This is a genomic window from Streptomyces sp. NBC_00090, assembly GCF_045160815.1.
GTDB lineage: Bacteria > Actinomycetota > Actinomycetes > Streptomycetales > Streptomycetaceae > Streptomyces.
Window position 1 is genome coordinate 4,935,011 of the sequence record NZ_CP108224.1, and the last position, 17,923, is coordinate 4,952,933.

Annotated in this window: 17 protein-coding genes and 2 pseudogenes; 10 read left to right on the forward strand and 9 right to left on the reverse strand. The window is 69.0% G+C overall.

Going from position 1 to position 17,923, the window contains the following annotated elements:
• Positions 1–23: 23 nt before the first annotated feature.
• A pseudogene (gene xerC / locus OG361_RS22070) lies at positions 24–1,516 on the reverse strand (tyrosine recombinase XerC); the annotation flags it as partial.
• Positions 1,513–2,178 carry a helix-turn-helix domain-containing protein gene (locus tag OG361_RS22075; protein WP_405862383.1) on the reverse strand — a complete coding sequence of 222 codons (666 nt, stop codon included), beginning with the start codon at positions 2,176–2,178 and terminating at the stop codon, positions 1,513–1,515. The pseudogene xerC and the gene OG361_RS22075, both read right to left, overlap by 4 nt.
• Before the next feature lie 146 nt (positions 2,179–2,324).
• Between OG361_RS22075 and OG361_RS22080 the strand changes: the two genes are divergently transcribed.
• The 5 genes from OG361_RS22080 (at position 2,325) to OG361_RS22100 (ending at position 7,424) form a co-directional block, all read left to right on the forward strand.
• Complete coding sequence (locus OG361_RS22080; RefSeq protein WP_405862385.1) at positions 2,325–2,519, forward strand: hypothetical protein; 195 nt, start codon at positions 2,325–2,327, stop codon at positions 2,517–2,519.
• A gap of 232 nt (positions 2,520–2,751) precedes the next feature.
• Positions 2,752–4,044, forward strand: a complete 1,293-nt coding sequence (locus tag OG361_RS22085; protein WP_405856032.1) for a DUF3631 domain-containing protein — start codon at positions 2,752–2,754, stop codon at positions 4,042–4,044.
• A gap of 191 nt (positions 4,045–4,235) precedes the next feature.
• Positions 4,236–5,030 carry a DUF2637 domain-containing protein gene (locus tag OG361_RS22090; protein ID WP_405856034.1) on the forward strand — a complete coding sequence of 265 codons (795 nt, stop codon included), beginning with the start codon at positions 4,236–4,238 and terminating at the stop codon, positions 5,028–5,030.
• Positions 5,031–5,306: 276 nt separating this feature from the next.
• Positions 5,307–5,753 carry a plasmid mobilization relaxosome protein MobC gene (gene mobC / locus OG361_RS22095; RefSeq protein ID WP_405856036.1) on the forward strand — a complete coding sequence of 149 codons (447 nt, stop codon included), beginning with the start codon at positions 5,307–5,309 and terminating at the stop codon, positions 5,751–5,753.
• Positions 5,754–7,424 carry a relaxase/mobilization nuclease domain-containing protein gene (locus tag OG361_RS22100; RefSeq protein WP_405856038.1) on the forward strand — a complete coding sequence of 557 codons (1,671 nt, stop codon included), beginning with the start codon at positions 5,754–5,756 and terminating at the stop codon, positions 7,422–7,424. It abuts the gene before it with no gap.
• Between the two features lie 128 nt (positions 7,425–7,552).
• Here the strand turns inward: OG361_RS22100 and OG361_RS22105 are convergent, their stop codons facing one another.
• Positions 7,553–7,825 carry a hypothetical protein gene (locus OG361_RS22105; protein ID WP_405862387.1) on the reverse strand — a complete coding sequence of 91 codons (273 nt, stop codon included), beginning with the start codon at positions 7,823–7,825 and terminating at the stop codon, positions 7,553–7,555.
• Positions 7,826–8,043: 218 nt separating this feature from the next.
• Between OG361_RS22105 and OG361_RS22110 the strand changes: the two genes are divergently transcribed.
• Together OG361_RS22110 and OG361_RS22115 are read left to right on the forward strand one after the other, a co-directional pair.
• Positions 8,044–8,838, forward strand: coding sequence for a hypothetical protein (locus OG361_RS22110; protein ID WP_405856040.1), 795 nt, complete (start codon positions 8,044–8,046; stop codon positions 8,836–8,838).
• The gene (locus OG361_RS22115) at positions 8,825–9,994 is read left to right on the forward strand and encodes a helix-turn-helix domain-containing protein (protein WP_405856042.1); all 1,170 of its coding nucleotides are present in this window, start codon (positions 8,825–8,827) and stop codon (positions 9,992–9,994) included. Before OG361_RS22110 ends, OG361_RS22115 begins: the two co-directional genes overlap by 14 nt.
• Positions 9,995–10,146: 152 nt before the next feature.
• On the opposite strand, the gene OG361_RS22120 is transcribed toward OG361_RS22115, so the two are convergent.
• The 5 genes from OG361_RS22120 to OG361_RS22140 form a co-directional block, all read right to left on the reverse strand.
• On the reverse strand, positions 10,147–10,581 hold the full coding sequence (locus OG361_RS22120) for an NUDIX domain-containing protein (RefSeq protein ID WP_405856044.1): 435 nt from the start codon (positions 10,579–10,581) through the stop codon (positions 10,147–10,149).
• A 30-nt stretch (positions 10,582–10,611) separates the two neighbouring features.
• The gene (locus OG361_RS22125; protein ID WP_405856046.1) at positions 10,612–11,403 is read right to left on the reverse strand and encodes an SDR family NAD(P)-dependent oxidoreductase; all 792 of its coding nucleotides are present in this window, start codon (positions 11,401–11,403) and stop codon (positions 10,612–10,614) included.
• Positions 11,384–12,496, reverse strand: a complete 1,113-nt coding sequence (locus OG361_RS22130; protein ID WP_405856048.1) for a hypothetical protein — start codon at positions 12,494–12,496, stop codon at positions 11,384–11,386. Before OG361_RS22130 ends, OG361_RS22125 begins: the two co-directional genes overlap by 20 nt.
• The gene (locus tag OG361_RS22135) at positions 12,493–14,400 is read right to left on the reverse strand and encodes a nucleotidyltransferase domain-containing protein (protein ID WP_405856050.1); all 1,908 of its coding nucleotides are present in this window, start codon (positions 14,398–14,400) and stop codon (positions 12,493–12,495) included. The genes OG361_RS22130 and OG361_RS22135 overlap by 4 nt, the downstream gene beginning before the upstream one ends.
• A 65-nt stretch (positions 14,401–14,465) precedes the next feature.
• Positions 14,466–14,651, reverse strand: a complete 186-nt coding sequence (locus OG361_RS22140) for a hypothetical protein (protein WP_405856052.1) — start codon at positions 14,649–14,651, stop codon at positions 14,466–14,468.
• A gap of 470 nt (positions 14,652–15,121) precedes the next feature.
• Here OG361_RS22140 and OG361_RS22145 point away from each other — a divergent pair, with 470 nt between their 5' ends.
• The 3 genes from OG361_RS22145 (at position 15,122) to OG361_RS22155 (ending at position 17,524) form a co-directional block, all read left to right on the forward strand.
• The gene (locus tag OG361_RS22145; RefSeq protein WP_405856054.1) at positions 15,122–16,147 is read left to right on the forward strand and encodes a tetratricopeptide repeat protein; all 1,026 of its coding nucleotides are present in this window, start codon (positions 15,122–15,124) and stop codon (positions 16,145–16,147) included.
• A gap of 54 nt (positions 16,148–16,201) precedes the next feature.
• Positions 16,202–16,339: a hypothetical protein gene (locus tag OG361_RS22150; protein ID WP_405856055.1), complete on the forward strand. Its 138-nt coding sequence runs from the start codon at positions 16,202–16,204 to the stop codon at positions 16,337–16,339.
• Positions 16,340–16,504: 165 nt separating this feature from the next.
• The gene (locus tag OG361_RS22155; RefSeq protein ID WP_405856057.1) at positions 16,505–17,524 is read left to right on the forward strand and encodes a hypothetical protein; all 1,020 of its coding nucleotides are present in this window, start codon (positions 16,505–16,507) and stop codon (positions 17,522–17,524) included.
• 161 nt (positions 17,525–17,685) lie between these two features.
• Here OG361_RS22155 and OG361_RS22160 read toward each other — a convergent pair.
• Positions 17,686–17,900: pseudogene (locus OG361_RS22160) on the reverse strand (IS5/IS1182 family transposase); the annotation flags it as partial.
• Positions 17,901–17,923: the final 23 nt, after the last annotated feature.

Sequence of the window (17,923 nt, forward strand, 5' to 3'; positions counted from 1 at the left end):
GCGGCGTGTGGGGTGTACGAGGTGCGTGCGCGCGGGACGAGGCGGGCGGTGGCCTCCGCGATCGCAAGATCCGCTTCGGGAAGCAGGCTCGTGTAGGTGTCCGCCGTGACGGCGATCGAGGAGTGGCCGAGCATCTCCTGGATGGCCTTGAGGTCGGCGCCGGCCGCGTGGGCGAGGGTGGCCGCTCCGTGGCGGAGGTCGTGGAGCCGGACCGGCGGGAGGCCGATCTCCTCGTACAGCTCGATGAAGCGGCGGGTGACGTTCGCGGGGTGGAGGAGTTCGCCGTTCTCTCGGGTGAAGACGCGGCCGGTCTCCACCCAGGCGGTGTCCCACTTCTCGCGGTCCGCGTCCTGCTGGGCGCGGTGGCGGCGCAGGACCTCGACCGTGTCGGAGTCCAGGGCGATGGTCCGCGCGCCCGCGTCGGTCTTGGGGTCGTCCTCGTAGACCTCCCAGCCGTCGACGACGAGCTGTGTGGCGACGGTGATGAGGCCGGCGTCGAGGTGGGTGCGGTCCACTTCTGCCCGCACGCCTCGCCGCGCCGGAGCCCGCGGAACGCGATCAGGTGGAAGAGGGCGTACAGCCGGTCGTCGGCGGCGTGGTCGAGGAAGAGGCCGGTGTGCTCCGGAGTCCAGACCATGACGGGCGACGGCCGCTCGCCGGTCCGCTGCCACTCCAGGACGCGCTCCACTGTCCATACGAGCGCCTTGGGACGCTTGCCCGCTTCCAGCTCGACGTGGGCGGCCGGGTTGAAGGTGATCAGCTGCTGGGCGATCGCGGAGTTCAGCGCGGCACGCAGGGTGGAGCGGACGCGATGGCGAGTGGCGGGACCAACGATCCGGCGGTACGGCTCCATCTCGGCGATGGCCGCCTTCATCGCCTTGCGGCGGGCGCGGTGATCGCGGCCCTTCCACGGAATCCGGGAGAGCTCCTCGATCGCCTTGCGGCGGGCGAGGTTCGCCTCGGCTATCTCGACGTTGGCCTCGGCGATGGCCTCGAACATCTCCGAGAGGTGGGAGACGCGGAGGCGGTCAAGCCGCATGTGGCCGATGCGCGGCTTCAGGTGGACGCGGATGTTGCTCTCGTCGCGGCTGATGGCGCTCTGGCGGCCCTTCTTAGCGGCCAGCCACATGTCCAGCCAGTCGCCGATGGTGAGCCTGCTCGCCAGGTCGATCCCGTGGCTGAGGCGACGCCGGGTGGTCTCGATGTCTGGCAGGGGCGCCTTCTCGGCCGCGATGGTCTCCAGGAGCGTGGCGATGGAGGCCAGCCCCTCCGGATCGTCGGATTCGGCGAGGCCGAGGAGGGCGCGGACGTGGTCGAGGTCGCTCTGGGCGTCCTTGAGCGTGTCGTAGCCGGCGCGGCTGAAGGAGCGGCGGGTGCCATCCTTGCGCGGCGGGAGTTCCTGGCGGATGGAGTAGGAGCCGTGCTTGCGGGTGGAGAGCTTCGGGCAGTTCTTGCCGAGCGGCTTGCCGGTCTTGGGGTCGCGGCAGTAGCAGCGGCGGTGGGTGGAGCCTTTCAAAGGCGTTCCTCCGGGGTGGTGTCGGTTTCGGGTTCGGGTGGGTCGACGTCGCTCAGGGCGGCGGGCAGGTCGGGTGGGGTGGCGCCGTCTTCGCGGAGTTCGCGGCGAAGGTGGCGGAGTCTGTACTTGGCGGAGATGGCCTGGTCGGCGTAGGCGGTCCGCTTGCGTTCGGCTTCCTCGCGTTGGGCGCGGCTGGTGGCCTGTTTGGCCGCGAAGCGGGCGTGCTCTTCCTCTTCGAGGGAGGCGAGGGCGGTGCGGACGAGGCTGGCGTGGCGTTCGAAGTCGGGGACGAGGCCGGCGTCATGCCCGGGTACTTCTGTCTCGCCGGTGAAGCGCCGCAGGGCGTCCCAGGTCGGAACGAGTCTCTGGAAGGGGAGTTCCTGGGTCTCCTCGACGTAGCCGACCGGGAAGATCAGGTGGGCCGGGTAGGTCTCCAGGGCGGCGGCCAGGACGATGACGTCCACCAGGGGGAGGACCGCGCGGCGGCCGGACTCCATGTTGGCGATCACGTTGCGCGGGATGGGGTGCCCCAGCTCCTCGCAGCGGTCCGCCAGGTCCTGTGCGCTCCATCCCATCTCCTTCCGTCTTCTCCGGACTTCGCCGGCCACGTTGGCCTTGACCCGGTCCACCCACTCGGGGAAGTCGTCCGCCTCATCGTCCATATCGCTCTGTGTCATGCAGACACAGTAGCTTCCCCATCATGGTTCTTGCTGGCCTGGAGCCGGACGCGAGAGTCGTGTTCGCCGTGGGCTGTGACGAGAGGGGGTGCCGCGTGCGCGACGACATCGCGGAAGCCGGTCCGAAGGGCATGAGCCGGGAGGAGCTTCTGGCCCTGCCGGTGGCCGTTGACCTGGATACAGGCAACCGTGCGCTGGGTCTCGGGCGGAGCAAGGGGTATGAGCTGGCGAAGCGGGGCGAGTATCCGTGCAAGGTCCTGCGGCTGGGGAACGCGTACCGCGTGGTGACGGCCGACCTGCTCGGCCTGTTGGGGCTGGCCGCTTGAGGGCGGAAGAAGCTAGCAGACGGTTCTGCGCTGAGCTGACACAGATTCGCTGGACTGCTGCCCGGCGTGGACGTACCGTCCGTGTTCCCTCGCCGGGCCTGCTGCCCGCGAGAAGGAGAAGGGCCCCCGGCGGTGAGATACCGGAGGCCCGAGCAACCCCGAACGGCCCTGGAAGAACCAACCCGGCGGCACGGGCGTGCGAGCCCGCCACCACCAGACGAGGAGCTGCCCCGTGGAACATCGCGAAACCCCATTCCATTCCGCCCCCGACCAGCCGGAGTGGCCGCCGATCGCCGTCCGGGGCAAGCCCGGCGAGTACGCAGGCCGACCTCCCGCCGCCGACGGCACCGAGGGCGCCCGGGTGAACGAGCCCGTGGGGGAGGAGGCCCCCGAGCTGACCGTCGGATCGATGTTCCTGGACGAACTCCGACGGCAGATAGCGAAGTTCGTGATCCTGCCCTCGCCGGAGGCGCTGGACGCCGTCACCCTGTGGGTGGCGGCCACGCACCTGCAGACCGCCTGGCAGCACGCCCCGCGTCTCGCGGTCGTCGGCCCCGCGAAGCGGTGCGGCAAGTCCCGCCTCCTGGACGTGGTCACCGAGACCGTCCACGACCCGCTGATCACGGTCAACGCCTCAGCTGCCGCCGTGTTCCGGTCGATCACCGACACCCCGCCGACACTCCTGGTCGACGAGGCCGACACCCTCTTCGGCTCGGCCAAGGTCGCGGAGAAGAACGAGGAAATGCGCGGCCTGCTCAACGCCGGCCACCAGCGCAACCGTCCGACCCTGCGGGTCTCCGGCCCGAACCACGAGGTGGCGAAGTTCCCGACCTTCGCGATGGCCGCCCTCGCCGGGATCGGGGACCTGCCCGACACGATCATGGACCGGTCGGTCGTGATCCGGATGCGGCGCCGGGGGCCGGGCGAGAGGGTCGCCGAGTTCCGCACCGTGCGGGACACCCCCGCCTTGCACGCCGTACGGGACCGGCTCGTGGCCTGGCTCGGACCGCTCCACGACACGGCGATGGACCTCACCCCGGCGATGCCGGTGGAGGACCGGGCCGCCGACACCTGGCAGCCGCTGGTCGCGGTCGCCGACCTCGCCGGCGGCACCTGGCCCGTAGCCGCCCGCGCCGCGTGCCTGGCCATGACGAAGCACGAGGCCGAGCAGGATCAGGACAACAGCGCCCTGAACATCCGCCTCCTCAGCGACATCCGCCGCGCCTTCGCCTCCGAAGGAAACCCGGCCCTGCTCCGTACCGGCCGCCTGCTCGGCATCCTCAACGACGACAGCGAGTCGCCCTGGCCGGAGTACAAGGACAAGGGCCTGACCGCGCGCGGCATGCAGATCCTGCTGAAGGACTACGGCATCAGCGCGGCCAGCCACCGCTTCCCCGACGGCTTCCAGGCCAGGGGCTTCGCCCGCGAGCAGTTCACCGACGCCTGGGCGCGCTACTGCCCCAAACCCACCGCACCGGCCACCGCCGAACCGCTGCTCCTGCCGGGTCCCACGACCGGCGCCTGACCCGCCGCGACCCGTCCCGACCTGTCCCCTCGCAGGTCAGGACCGGGACGGGTCGCCCCGTGTGTGACGGGTCGACCCGATGTCACCCACCTGACCCGTACCTGATCTGACCAGGCATGCGACGGGTGGCGACAGGTCACCGCCGCCACGGCCGAACCCACCTTCCACCTGCCTCATGGAGCTCCCTCCCCTTGCTTTCGTTCAGCACCCTCACACGGCTCTTCTCCCTTTCCTTCCTGATCCGCGCGGGCGTGGCCCTCCTCGCAGCGGCCGCTTTCGCGCTCTCGTACGACGCCCTTCGCCAAATGGCCGCCGCCAGCCACATCCACCCGGCGCTCACCTACGCCTTCCCCCTCGTGATCGACGGCTTCATCGCCATCGGCATCGGCGCCCTCCTCGTCCTGCACGCCGCGTCCCTGTGGTCCCGCCTGTACGTCTGGGGCCTGGTCGGCGCCGCCACCATCACCAGCATCTGGGCCAACGTCCTGCACGCCGTCCGCCTCAACCAGCAGAACCCCCACGGCCGCCTCGCCCTCGACGACATCACCGTCGGCGCCATCTCCGCCATCGCCCCACTCGCCCTCGCCGGCGCCGTCCACCTCTACCTCCTCGTCCAACGCCGCCCCACGCACACGGAGCCGACTGACGAGGGCCGCCATGACGTGGCGGCCACGGCTCCGGAAGGTGGCGCAGCAGTCACAAGCGAACCGACGGCCGACAAGTACGCGGCCCAGCTCCCCGCCGAGCAAGTGGCTCAACCCCCAATGCCGCCCGCCACAGATCGCGGGCAGAAACCGAGCGCCACCTTCGAGCAGGCGGTCGAGATCGGACGCACAGCACCCCTGGGACGTGGTGGCCGGGTATCCCGCCGCAACGTCGAGAAGGCCATCCGCGACAAGCGACTCGGCGTCGGCCGTGAACGCCTCGACCAGGTCAAGGACTTCCTCCAGGCCGAACTCGACCGCCCCCAAGCCGACGCCGCATAGGCCCGAGCCCGTCCGCAACTTGCCGCTCGCCCCGGAAATACCCCAGGGCGAGCACCACTTCCCTCCCCGCCAGCCGCACCGCACGAAGGCCCGCACATGCACGAACAGTCCGTTCCCACTCCCCTCGAAACCGCCCACCGCTCGACGACCACCCCAGCCCCGGGCGGAGCAAGGTATGGCGTTGGACCGTCCAAGGGCCGGTCCAACGCAGAAGCCTCCACCCCGGGGGTGGCGGAGGCGGGTCCCCGGCGCGAGGGCGCACCGGGGACAGGGCGTGTGCGCGCGGCCGACGAAGCCGCGCTGCACCGTGTCGCCCGCCGCCGCGCCCGCCAGGACGTCCAGCGCAAAGAGCGTGTCGACGTCCGCTACAGCGTCGACGAGAAGCAGGCGATCCTCGCCGAGGCCCACCGCCACAACCTGGCCGGCGCGCACCTCGTCGGCGCCATCGTCATGGCCCACCTGAACGGCGACCTCGCCCTGCCCGAGCAACGCACCGCCACCGACGACCTGATCGACGAGTACGCCGCCCTACGCGAGCAGGTCTCCCGCATCGGCAGGAACGTGAACCAGATCGCCAAGCGCCTCAACGAAGGCGGCGCCACACACCCTGTGGACACAGCCGTGCTCGCCGAAGCCGGACGGCTCGTGGCCTTGGTGCAGGACGCGGTCAAAACCGTCGACGCTGCCGCCGATGTGGCGGCCATGAACCGTTGGGCGGCCTGATTGATCGCGAACATCGTCAAGCCCGGCCACAAGACCCGAGGGGTCCTGAACTACCTCTACGGGCCCGGCCGCGCCAACGAGCACACCGACCCCCACCTCGTCGTCGCCTTCGAGGACTTCGTCCCTGACCCCGGCCGCGACCCCGACGCCACCCTCGCCCAGCTCACCGCCGTCCTCGACCTGCGGGTCAAGCAGGCCGGCCACAAGGCGCCGAAGAACCACGTCTGGCACTGCTCGATCCGCGCCGCCCCCGAAGACCGCCACCTGACCGACGACGAGTGGGCCACCATCGCCCGCCGCGTCCTCGACGCCACCGGCATCGCCCCGGTCGGCGACCCCGACGCCTGCCGCTGGGTCGCTGTCCGCCACGCCGACGACCACATCCACATCGTCGCCACCAAGGTCCGGGGCGACCTCCGCCCACCTCGCCACTGGAACGACTTCCTGCGCGCCGACAAGGAACTCGTCGCCATCGAGAAGGAGTACGGACTCCGCCAGGTCCCGCGCGGCGACCGCACCGCCGCCAAACGCCCCACCCGCGCCGAGCAGGAGAAGGCGAGCCGTACCGGCAACACCCGGACCGCCCGCGAACGCCTGCGCACCATCGCCCGCACCGCGGTCTCGGCGGCCACGAACACCGAGGAGTTCTTCCGAATCCTGGAGGGCGCCGGCGCCCTCGTCGACGTCCAGCACTTCCCTTCCGGGGACGTCCGCGGCTACAAGGTCGCCCTCGCCGACGACACCAACGCCCAGGGCGAGCCCGTATGGTTCTCCGGCTCCACCCTCGCCCCCGACCTCTCCTACCCCAAGATCGCCGAACGCCTGACACCGACCGTTACCAGCCTGACAGTCCCGCCCGAGGCCACCGCCTGGCGCCCACTCGCCGAGGCCATCGACGCGCTGCCCGACCGACTCTCCAGCAGTGCGGACGAAGCCGGGCAGGCCCACATCACGGTCCTCGCCGAAGCCCTCGACGCCCTGCCGATGATCGCGCCCGCCGACCTCCGCCCCCAGCTCGGACAGGCCGCCGCCACGTTCGAGCGAGCCAGCCGCTCCCACATCCGCGCCCGCCACGAGCAGGCCCACGCCACCCGCCGAGCAGTGAAAGCCATCCTGCGCGAACCCACCCCGAAGGACGGAGCCCTCCTCGCGACCGTCCTCGACGCCCTCCTCCTGGCGGTCATCGCCGCACAGCACTGGCACCGCGCCCGCGACCACCACCAACAGGACGAAGCCGCCCGCCAGACCGCCGCCCACCTCCGCGTCGCCTACCGGGCCGCAGCCACCGAACCCCTCGCCGCGCTCCACCACCAGGGCCGGCAACTCGCCCAGTGGCAACTGAACCGACAGGCCGCCGCGGTACGCCAAGCTTTGCCCGACCTGGCCGAGCGAATCCTCGCCGAACCCGGCTGGCCAGCCCTTGCCGCCACCCTCAACGACGCCACCACCCCCGGCCACAACCCCGCCAAGATCCTCGCCCGAGCCGCCCGCCACCGGGAACTCGACACCGCCACGGAGCTCAGCGAAGTCCTCACCTGGCGCCTGAAACGCCTGCCGGAACGGGCAGCGGAGAAGCCCTCGCGCAGCAAGGCGGCCAGGCCGGACCAAGCTGTCTACGTCCCAGCCACGCCACGAGCCGCGCAGCCGACGTCCCCGTCGAGGCGCCGGTGATGCGGGGACATCCCGGGGTACGCATCCTCGTGTTCACGCAGTGAACAGCCGGGGTGGTCACTCGGTGAACGCCCTCCTCGTTCACCGAGTGAACACAACAACCGGCTCTTTGGAGGCAGGTGTTTCGGTCAGCCGTTGGGGTGGTCCAGGACATTGCCGTTGACGCAGTGATTGACGTGGTTGCCGGTCCAGGTACCCCCGACAGGAACGACCGCCAGCTCCTGGAAACAGACGGCGGCAGCGCTGAAGTTCCAGTTGTTGGCGGCGTTGATGCCGGGCCCGAAGTTGCTGTCGTTGTCGTTGTCGTTGTCGTTGTCGTTGTCGTTGTCGTCGGCGTGGGCGGGCGCGGCCAGCGCGAGGCTCGCAAGGGTCAGGGCAGCCACAGAGATGATCTTCTTCATGGCGTGCCAAACGGGCAGCCGGTGGCCGGGGTTACCGGGTCCCAGCAAGAATCCGCCTGACGCCTCTCGCGCCCGGGTCCATCTGGGTACCGTGCCGTGACGAACCGGCAGCAGACACGCCGAACACCAAAGTAGTTGTGCAAATTCTCTGACACCAACTAAAGTCAGGGCCGCACTGGAATGCTTCGATGCGTAGTCCGACCCGAGGAGTCGTCCGCATGAGTATGCCTTCGTCGTCGTGGACGACCGACGTGTTCGGCGAGCACGCAGCAGATGCCCGCCGCCGCGTCGGGCAGGGCCTTCGCAACATGCAGGCCAACGCGCAGGCCGCACAGGAACAAGCCTCATCCCGCACCACCCGCGTCTACGGGACCAGCCGATACGAGAACCAGTACGAGCGGCTTCAGGACGAGCTCAAGAAGGTGCCTGGCGCCCGTGCAGTTAAGCCGTTCCAGTTCTCTTACGAGCTGATGCTCATCGGCAACGGGCTGATTTACCCGTTCCGGTACTCCAAGACCAAGTCAGACGTCCGTAGCGCGCGCATCCCCAGTGAGTCCCGGTTGGTGCAGGAGCTCTTCACGTTCGCGCCGGCGCCGAAGCACATCCAGGATCCGTTCGATCTCGACTTCGGGCCGACCGTCCCGACCGCCGAGCCGCGCGGCGCTCTGGCGACGGTCCCGCAGGGCACCCAGCTGATTCTTGTGCCCTTCGCCTGCAACGCCTCCGAGCTCCTTGAGGCGTACTGGGGCATTGCGGCGCTCGGGATGAACCGGCGGTTGGAGTGGGCCACCGATCCCGAGCCGCTTCACCTGCCTCAGGAGGTCACCTCGTACACGCTGCGACCGATCAGCATGCCGAACCAGGTCACGGCACACACCAGCTTCGCCGACGGAATCCAACCCACCCTTACGCTGTCCTCTCGTACCGCCTCGGACCAGGCTCTGCACGTCCCCGTGCAGACCGAGGCAGAACCTGTCGAGGACCAGACCAGCGAAGACGATGCGACCCACTAAGCAAGACCTCATCCCCGGTACGGAAGAACGAGGCACCACGCCGCGTGCTATCTCCGACGGCTTCGATCCCACCCGGCTGACCCAAGCTCGTCGTCTGGCTGAGATGACGAAGAAGGACGTGGCTGTCCAGCTCGGGGTGACGCCTGCCGCTGTGGGTCAGTACGAGACGGGGGTGTCGAAACCGCGTCCTGACTTGATCCCCCGGCTCGCGGAGATCCTCGGGGTTCCGGTGACGTTCTTCCTGCTGGGAAGGCCGGCCAATCGGCTCGACGCGTCCATGGCCCATTTCCGGAGCCTGCGCAGCACGCCGAAGTCTCAGCGAGAGCGTGCGCTCGCCTTCGCGGAGCAGATTTGGGAGCTCACGTACGCGCTGGAACAGCGGATCCAGTTGCCTCTCGTCGATCTGCCCGGCTTCGCTGGTGGGGAGGTCCATCCCGGCGAGGAGCTGTCCACCGACCCCGTGTCCGCAGCCCGCGAGCTTCGCAGGCGCTGGGGTCTCGGCGACGGCCCTGTCACGCATCTGGTGAGGCGGATGGAGTCCCACGGGATCGTGGTGGTCATGCCGCCTGCCAGTGATCCCTCCGCTGCGAGCGTGGACGCTTTCTCCACCCGGGCAGCACGGCCGCTCGTCGTTCTAACCGCCAACCGGGCCGACGACATCTACCGGCACCGGTTCACGGCGGCCCATGAGCTGGGCCACCTTGTGCTTCACGGTGATGCCACTGGTGACAGCCGTCAAGAGAAGGAGGCTGACGCCTTCGCAGCCGAGTTCCTGACCCCCCAGGACAGCATCCTTCCGTTCCTGCCGCGGCGAATGGATTTTGCACGCCTGGCCGAGCTCAGGGGGGTCTGGGGGGTCTCCCTCCATTCGCTCGTCTACCGATGCCGCGAGCTGGGGCTGATCTCCGACGCGACTGCCAGCAGGACGTACCAGCGCCTACGCGCTCTCGACGGCCAGCCGGGCTTCATCGCTGAATCCGTCTCGAACTTCCCCGGTGAACAGCCTTCGCTGCTGGGACAAGCCTTCGAGCTGGCTGCCAAGGAAGCGGGCCTATCGGTTTCCCAACTGGCTCATGAGTTGGCGTGGACAAGCAAGAGGGTACGAGACCTTCTGGGCGTTCAAGAGCAGCGGCCGGTGCTCCGGCTGGTCCAGTAGCAGCGCCGCTCGACTCCAGCAGCCGCAGGCGCGGTTCGTTCCCCGACACTGCCCCGAGAGCTTTGGGCGCCAAGCCGGTAGCACGTAGCGACGCCATCAAGGCCGCCTCATCTGAGACTCGACCCTGATGGCGCGTTGACGTACTCGAAAGCTCAGGATGCCTCGACTCCGAGAGTTCCGGCGCTGATGGCTCCCCGCAGGACGTGGGCGATCTCCTCGGGCTTGAGGTCGATGCCGTCGAGCCCCTCCAGGGTCAGCGGGACCTCCTCCAGCGCGTACTCGCCGCGGCCCTCGGCACTGAACTCGGGACCAGTGCGGTCCTCGAAGGACCAGGTCGCGATGTGGGCGAGGTAGAAGAGCTGGCGCTCGTCGTCGGACTCCATCGTGTGGAGGAGGCGGACGATGGCGGCCTTCCCCGCGATCTCCTCGTGGATCTCCCGGTGGAGTGCGGCCTCCCGGGAGGCGTCGCTGGGCTCGACACCGCCACCGGGCAGGACCCAGTACTCGGGGATGCCGGGCCGGGTGCGGCGGATGACCAGCATCGTGTCGTCTGCGGTGACGAGGACGGCGCGGACTCGTTCGATCATTTCGGTTCGTCTCCTTGCTTGTTGACGGTCTCAGTGCAGCAGCCAGCCGCCGTCGACGTGAACGGACTGCCCCGTGATGAACGAGGCGGAGGGGCCCACGAGGAACGCCACCAGGGCCGCGACGTCCTCGGGCCGGCCACGGCGCGGGATGCACTGGCGCTTGATCTGGTCCTCGGGCCGCGCGCGGTGCTGGGCGGGGAGGGCGTTCTCGGCCTCGACCTGGATGGCCCCGGGCAGGACCGTGTTGGCGCAGATCCCGTACGGGCCCAGCTCGCGGGCGAGCGAGCGGGTCAGGCCCAGCAGTCCGGCCTTCGCGGTGCTGTACGCGACGAGGTTCGTCCGGCCGGCGCGGGCGTTGACGCTGCCGATGTTCACGATCCGGCCCCAGCGGCGTTCGACCATGCCGGGGGTGAACGCGTGGCAGGTGCGGTAGTGGGCGGTGAGGTTCACGCCGAGGGAGTAGTTCCAGGCGGTCTCGTCGGTGTCCTGCCAGGCGACGCGGGGGTAGGAGCCGGCGTTGTTCACCAGGATGTCGACCGGTCCGATCTCGGCGCGGACGAGGTCGGCCATGGACTGGACGGCGCCAGGGTCAGTCAAGTCGGCGTTCACCGCGATCCCCGGGCTGCCTGCTCGTTCGAAAGCGGCGAGAAGGGCGTGGACGTCGGGGGACTGGCCGAGGTGGTTGACCGCGACGGTCGCGCCGGCGGCGGCGAGCGCTCGGCCGATCTCGGCTCCGATGCCGGTGGCGCCGCCGGTGACGAGGGCGTTGCGGCCCTGGAGCGGCCGGGTCTGGAGAGGTGGCTCAAGCAGGGGCAGGGACATTGCTGCTCCGATCACCAGGGTGGGGGTGCGAGGCCGGTGTGGTGGTGAAGAAGGTGCCGAGCGTTGTGTGCGGGTCCTGGCACTCGGCGAGCTTGATCAGGACGAGCAAGAGGTCGTGTCCGGTCAGCCGGGTGGGCGGGATGACGCCGAGGATGCGCAGGGCGAGGAAGGCGCGGATCTCCTCCAGACCGTTGCCGTTCTGCCCGCAGAGACCGTCCAGGGCGCGGGTGAGGGCCGCGGTACGGCCGGGGCCGGTGTTCCAGGAGTACCGGACGTCGATGTGCCGACTGCTCCTGTGCAGCTCCAGGTGCTCGATGCGCGGGCGGGTCACGGGCGGCAGGGCGAGGCGGAGAGTGCGGGCGTACACGTCGGGCTGGTAGCGGGGGACGAGCCAGCCGCCCAGAGCCATCAGGTACCAGAGCAGGTTGGCGGCCTCGCCCGCGACAGTGTTGCGGCCGGCGAACTCGAAGTCGAGCCAGCACAGCGGGTCGGCGATGTTCGGTTCCGTGGGGTCGCCTTGCGACAGACCGGCGAGCCGGCCACGGTCGGGAGCCAGGGCGTGACGGAGGCTGTCGATGATGGCGGCGACGTTCAGCGTCAGCCGCCTGCTGTTGGCCGTGAGGGTGAAGTCGGCGAGCTCGCGGAGGGTCAGGGTCGTACCGGCATGAGGCAAGGCGAGTGGCAGGTCACGGCGCAGGTACCAGCGGTCCAGGCGGCCACCGGGACGGATGCGGTCGAGGTAGAGGTCCGGGACGCACTCGGCCAGCGGCACGGTCTTCCCGGTCTCTTCGGCCGCCGCCCGCAGGTCCGCGCACACGCCGTTCATGAGGCGGTCCAAGCGGGGACGCGCGGCCGGATCGCGGTCGGCGAGGGCGATCACGTCGCCCATGAGCAGCTCGCACCGGCCGTTGGCGAAGACGTCCTCGTAGGCGAGGAGCTGCCTGTCCGGTAACGCGATCTGCCCGTGGAGGGCCGGGACCGCGATACGGGAGGCGAGCCGCGCCCATCCCCTCGCCTCGGCTTCGGCCTGCTCGCGGCTCGCCACCGGCTTGTGGAAGGCGCCCGTTGTCGGCACAAGCCGTGGGGCGCTCACTGTGTCTCCCCGGGAAGGGTGTCCAGCCACGCCTGGAGGACGATGCGGGCGAGCGCTTCGGCGGCGGATCGGTCCGTACGGGCGCTGATCGCCATCGTCGTGTCCTGCCGTCCGGCGTCGAGGAGGACGGTGAGGGCGTCGCTGTCCGAGGGGCACTCGATCCCGCTGAAGCGGAGCTGGATCTTCGCGAGCAGCGCGGTGACCTTGTAGAGGGCGCGGAGGTCGGGGGTTCCCTTGAGGAGCTGACGGCGGATCTCGATGGCGGCCTGGATTCCGTCGCGCAGGCTGGCCGTGACGTCGGTGGCCGCGTCCGGAGCGGGCAGGGCCAGCCCGGGGGTGGACCACAGGGGGACCAGTGCCCCGCTGCCGATGAGCGCGAGGACGTGGAGGAGCCGGGAGGTGACGGCGCCGGCCCGGCACTCGGCCCGGGTCAGTACGGTCATGCCCAGTTTCACCCCGCCGAGTTCGGCTTCCAGTTCCGCGAGGATCTCGCGCATCTCGTCGAGGGTGGAGGCGTCGGCCACGACCAGGATGTCGAGGTCGCTCCAGCCATGCTGATACTTGCCCCGGGCACCGCTTCCGGTGACGGCCAGCAGGTCGATCAGCGGGCGCATGCCGGTGGTGCGGTCGAGGAACTCGGCCAGGTAGGACTCCAGGTGCACGGGGAGTCCGAGGGCGTTGACCGGCATGGTGGACGGCTCGTGCTCGGGCCAGCGGCGCTCGAGGGCGATGCGGTCCAGCCGGCGTTCAAGCCTCAGGCGCGGCCCGTCGTTGCCGATGACCTCGTGGGCGATGGAGGCGATCTTGTCCGCACCTCGTGCGCTCTTGACGAGGTCGCGGTCGATGACGTCCTGGGCCCCGGCGGTGCCCCGCCGCGTGCGGGTGGCCTGGGAGGCGTCCAGGTAGGCGATGGTGAGCTGGGGTCCGAGCATCTGGGCGAGTTCGGCGGTCGAGTCGAAGTCGTGCAGCGACTCGATGCTGACGGAGTCGAGGAAGTGGTGGGCCTGGCAGAAGCGGTCGAGCGCGTCCACGATCAACTCGGCCTGCACGATCGACCCCAGCTTGTACGGGTCGTGAATCCCGGCCCGGCCGGCGGCCTCCTCGATGAGGTACCCGATCTTGAGGCGGGCGTGGCCGTGCTGCGTACGCAGGTACTCGCCGGCCGTGCTCTTGCCGCTCTCCGACATGCCGCCCAGCGCGGTGACGTGCACTCCGGCCAGAGCCCTGCCGGGCACCTCCGGGTGCAGGGGCGCCAGGAGCCGGCGCACCTCGTCCTGGATGGCGACGGTCGGCCGGTCGCCGATGCGGATCCCCATCGGGAAGCGGCCCTCGTCGACGAGCCGGTTGATCTGCTCGTGGAGGTGGCGCTGGAACGCGGCGTAGGTGTCGGTGACGGTGGCCTCGTGGGCCAGGCTGCGGCGGGTGCCTTCCTCCGGGTCGTCGCAGTGCAGGAGGACGAGGGCGCGCTCGCCCTCCTCGACAGTCCGCACGTCGGTCTCGTACGGGGCCAGCAGGGTTCGCGCCCGGTCTGCCGCCTGCTCGGCGCCCAGGTCCTCCCGTACAGCGACCGTGGCGGCGACGGACGCCTCCAGCATGGGGATGCCCCGGTCCAATAGGCGCACGGGCGCGGAGAAGGGGTGCCGGGAGCGTTCGAGGTAGGAAGTGGCGAGGACGTCGGCGACCTCCTCGACCGGGCCGGTCTCGAACCACCAGCTGGCCATGCCGCCGGCCTTGATGGCGGCCCAGCGCGGGTCGTGATGGTCGAGCGGGCCCGCGGAGGTCGCGGCCCGGCCCATGCGCCGGGCGAGGATTCCGATCTGTTTGGTCTTCCCGGTGTTGTCGGGGCCGCTGAACGCGACCGACACGGGGGCGGGGTGCGCGTCGGTGCTGGACGGACTGGACATCGGCTTCCCTTCACTGCTGAGGCGGGGCGTACACGTCGGCGAGATGCGGGTCATGGCCGGAGTGCCTATCCGGGGCCGTCGGCCAGCAGGACGTCCTCGGCGCTGAGCGCCGGGCTCGCCAGCGGGAGCTGGTCGGAGGAGTGCTCGGTGTGGACCAGGAGGCCGACGACGGTGAGGCCGGCGGCCGTGCCGAGGCCCCACACCCAGCTCAGGGCCGTCTGCAGCGGGTCGGATAACGGGGAACGGCTCACCGTTCGGGTCCTCTCACGTGTCCGGGCAGGCGCCAACAGGCCCTGGACTGGGCCTGTTCGAGCCATTCGGAGATCTGCGGGGTGATGTTCAGTGAACGGCGGGCCGCGCTCCCGGGACAGGGCCCAGGATGTAGTCCTGCGTAATCCCGCGTAATCCAGGTGGGGAGGATGACGGGGTGCCGAGGAACCCGGCCGTTGCGGAACTGATCAAGAAGGCCTGCCAAGAACGCGGCTGGGGGCCTTCGGAGTTGGCGCGCGCTCTCGGCCTCGCCGAATGCGGTGACCCGCGCCGCCTGCAGCGCCAGCACGCCCGGCGGTGGATCGAGGGCGAGAGGACCCCCGGCCACTGGTGGCCTTACATCGCAAGGGTGTTAGGGCTGGATCCCGAGGCGATCAACCTCCCGGAGCCCATGTCTGCGGCACTCCACACCGATACCGTGGCATCAGTCCTGGACCTGGGAAGGAGCGACGTGGAACGTCGGGAGTTCATCCTCGCCTCCAGCGGATACGCGCTGTCCGCACTCGGCCTGCCCGACATGGACAGCATCACCCGCCGGACCAAGACCGCTCTGCCCGGAGCCGTACGCGTCGGCCAGGGCGAGGTGACCGCCGTACGCCACATGGTGAAGGCCCTCGGCGACTCAGCCTCCGAACTCGGCGGCGGCCACGCCCGCCACCTGGCCGTCCGCTACCTCACCCAGGACGTCGCCCCCTGGCTGGAAGGCCGCTTCACCGAAGCCACCGGCCGCGACCTGTTCGCCGCCACCTCCCAGCTCGTCCACCTCGCCGGCTGGATGGCCCAGGACGAAGGCGACACCCCCGAACTGCGCGGCCTCGCCCAGCGCTACTACGCCCACTCCTACCGTCTGGCCGCCGAAGCCGGCGACCCGGAACTGTCGGCGACGGCTCTCCGCGGCCTCGCCGTGCAGTGCGTCGACCTGGGCTACCGGGCCGAAGCGGTCCAGCTGGGCGAAGCCTGCGTGGAGCACGGCCGCAACCTCGACAACCCCCGAGCCGTCGCCTACTACGAGGCCACCCTCGCCAACGCCGCCGCCCAGGACGACGACCGCCGCACGGCCACCAAGCACCTCGCCATGTCCGAGACAGCCATCGGCAAGCCGGCCGCCACACCCGGCGACTCCTGGGCCGCCCACTACTCCCCCGGCCGCTGGGCCCACGAATCCGGCATGATCCTCTCCCGCCTCGGCGACCTCGACGCCGCCGAGGAACACCTCCACCTCGCCCTCGACATCCACGGCCTCGACCGCCGCCGCACCCGCGCCATCGTCCTCGCCGATCTCGGCGGCGTCCGCCTCCGCCAAGGCGACGTCGACGGCGCCATGGCCACCTGGCGCGATTTCCTCGACTGCGCCGACGGCATCCGCTCCGTAAAGGTCCAGGCCGCCTTGCAGGACATGCGTGTTCGCCTGCGTCGATACAGAGGGGTTCCAGAGGCCCAAGAGCTCCGCGAGCGGGCGACGCGGTTTGCTGCCTGACCCCCCGCCGAAGCGCCACACTTTCTGCAAATAATCCGCGACACATTGCCATACATGTTCCGCTACTACAAGGCATCCATAGGCGAGAAGGTGCCGCGTTTGCGCATCGCTAGCCAAACTCTCGCGATAAAAGGAAAGATGCGAATATCCGCAACGCTGACCATCTTCCGGCAGGCGACCCAGGCAGGCTGAAGCGATGGATCTTCCGGACCATGGACCGCCAGAAAGAGGATCAAGAATCGTCGACCCGACGGGTTGCATCAGCCAGCAGGCCATCCGTAAGCTCGATGATTCCTGAACTGTCGACCACCATTCCACCTCTTCCCGTTATCACCCATCAGTTGGGAAATTTACCTTATGCGCGTGCTGAAAAGTTTTCAGCAGGAAGAAGTTTCCGACGCCGTCATGGCGAAGTTCGCGATGGTGGCACCAGTCCTTGAAGCCACTCTCCATTCGGTCGCCATGGATCGCATCGATCGGCTCGGCGGATATCCGGAGTGGACACTGCAGGATCTCGCAAGGGAATTTCGGGAAGGTTCCGGGGATGCCGGAATCTGCTTCGAACTGGCGGTACACGAGGCTATCGCAAATCGCAACAGCCTGATCTGGCCTCTCGCGAGTGAGATCCTGGAAGAATTCTGTGGCATTTCAGGTGGTGCGAGTTCTATTCTGTTCGGACCGGAAAAGGAAGGACGGATCCCTATCCTTGAGTCGATTCAGGACTCGCTGACCGACGAGTCGCGAGTTTACGTTGGCAACCGAGGACAGCCTCCGAAGCTGAAGCGCTACATCCCCCAAATTTTCCGAGCGTTCCACCGGCATGAGGAAAGGAACACGCTGCCACGTTCCATCAACGGTCTTTGGAAGGCTGACCTTTTCATCGGTAACCCCTCAGTGGACAGGTGGGTAGGGACGACTGTGAAAGTCAAGCCAGCCGCACTGGAGGGCGCACAAGGCTTGCGGGTAGGGATTTACCCGAAAGCCAACGCGCGTGACACCCCAAGGGTGGACGGCAAGCTAAATCTCATCCGACTCCCCTTGCCATACGACTCCGCCTTCATGGAGCTCTACTACAAGAGCTTCTTTCTCGTGCGAGCATTCTTGAAGAGCGATGCCAAGGTTCCGTCACCTGCGCAACTTCCTGACGCAGAGGATCGATTTATCGTAAAGGAACTTGAGAGCCGACGGGCGTATCCGATTCTCGACGTTCTGGACGCGATTCGAGATATGGCTCAACCGTTTCTTCTTCACTCTGAACCCATCGAAATCCTGGCGCCGACCGCCTCCCTTTCGGAGGGGGGCGGACTTACCGAATCTCCAGGAGTTGATTTCGACTCAGAGGCCATTTCTATTGCACCGGCCGCAATAAGCGACTAGACGCCGGCATTCGTAATGCCTCCGGCTGGCAATGCTGTAAGCGGTCCAGTAAATTTGCACTCCCGGCGCCAGTGCCTCGGCGCGGAGGGCCTGGCGCCCGTGTTCCCGCTCGGTTTCCCCGGACACCTGAGTCTTTCGCCACGTGGCTGACGCCCGCGGGGGAGCCACAGCACCTCGCTGGCGGGGTCGGTGACGACCTGGAGTTCACGCAGTGCTGGCGGTGCTTGGCCGAGTAGTCGGCCCGGCTGTCGCCGACGCGGTGGCACTCGGCGAGGGGCCCGCCCAGCAGGACGAAGTCCGGATCGTGCTCGCGCAGCGTCTTGAGCAGGCCGGTCACGGCGGTGATATACGCGTGGGCGGTGCCGACGGATATACCCGAAGCCGGCGGCACTCCACGTC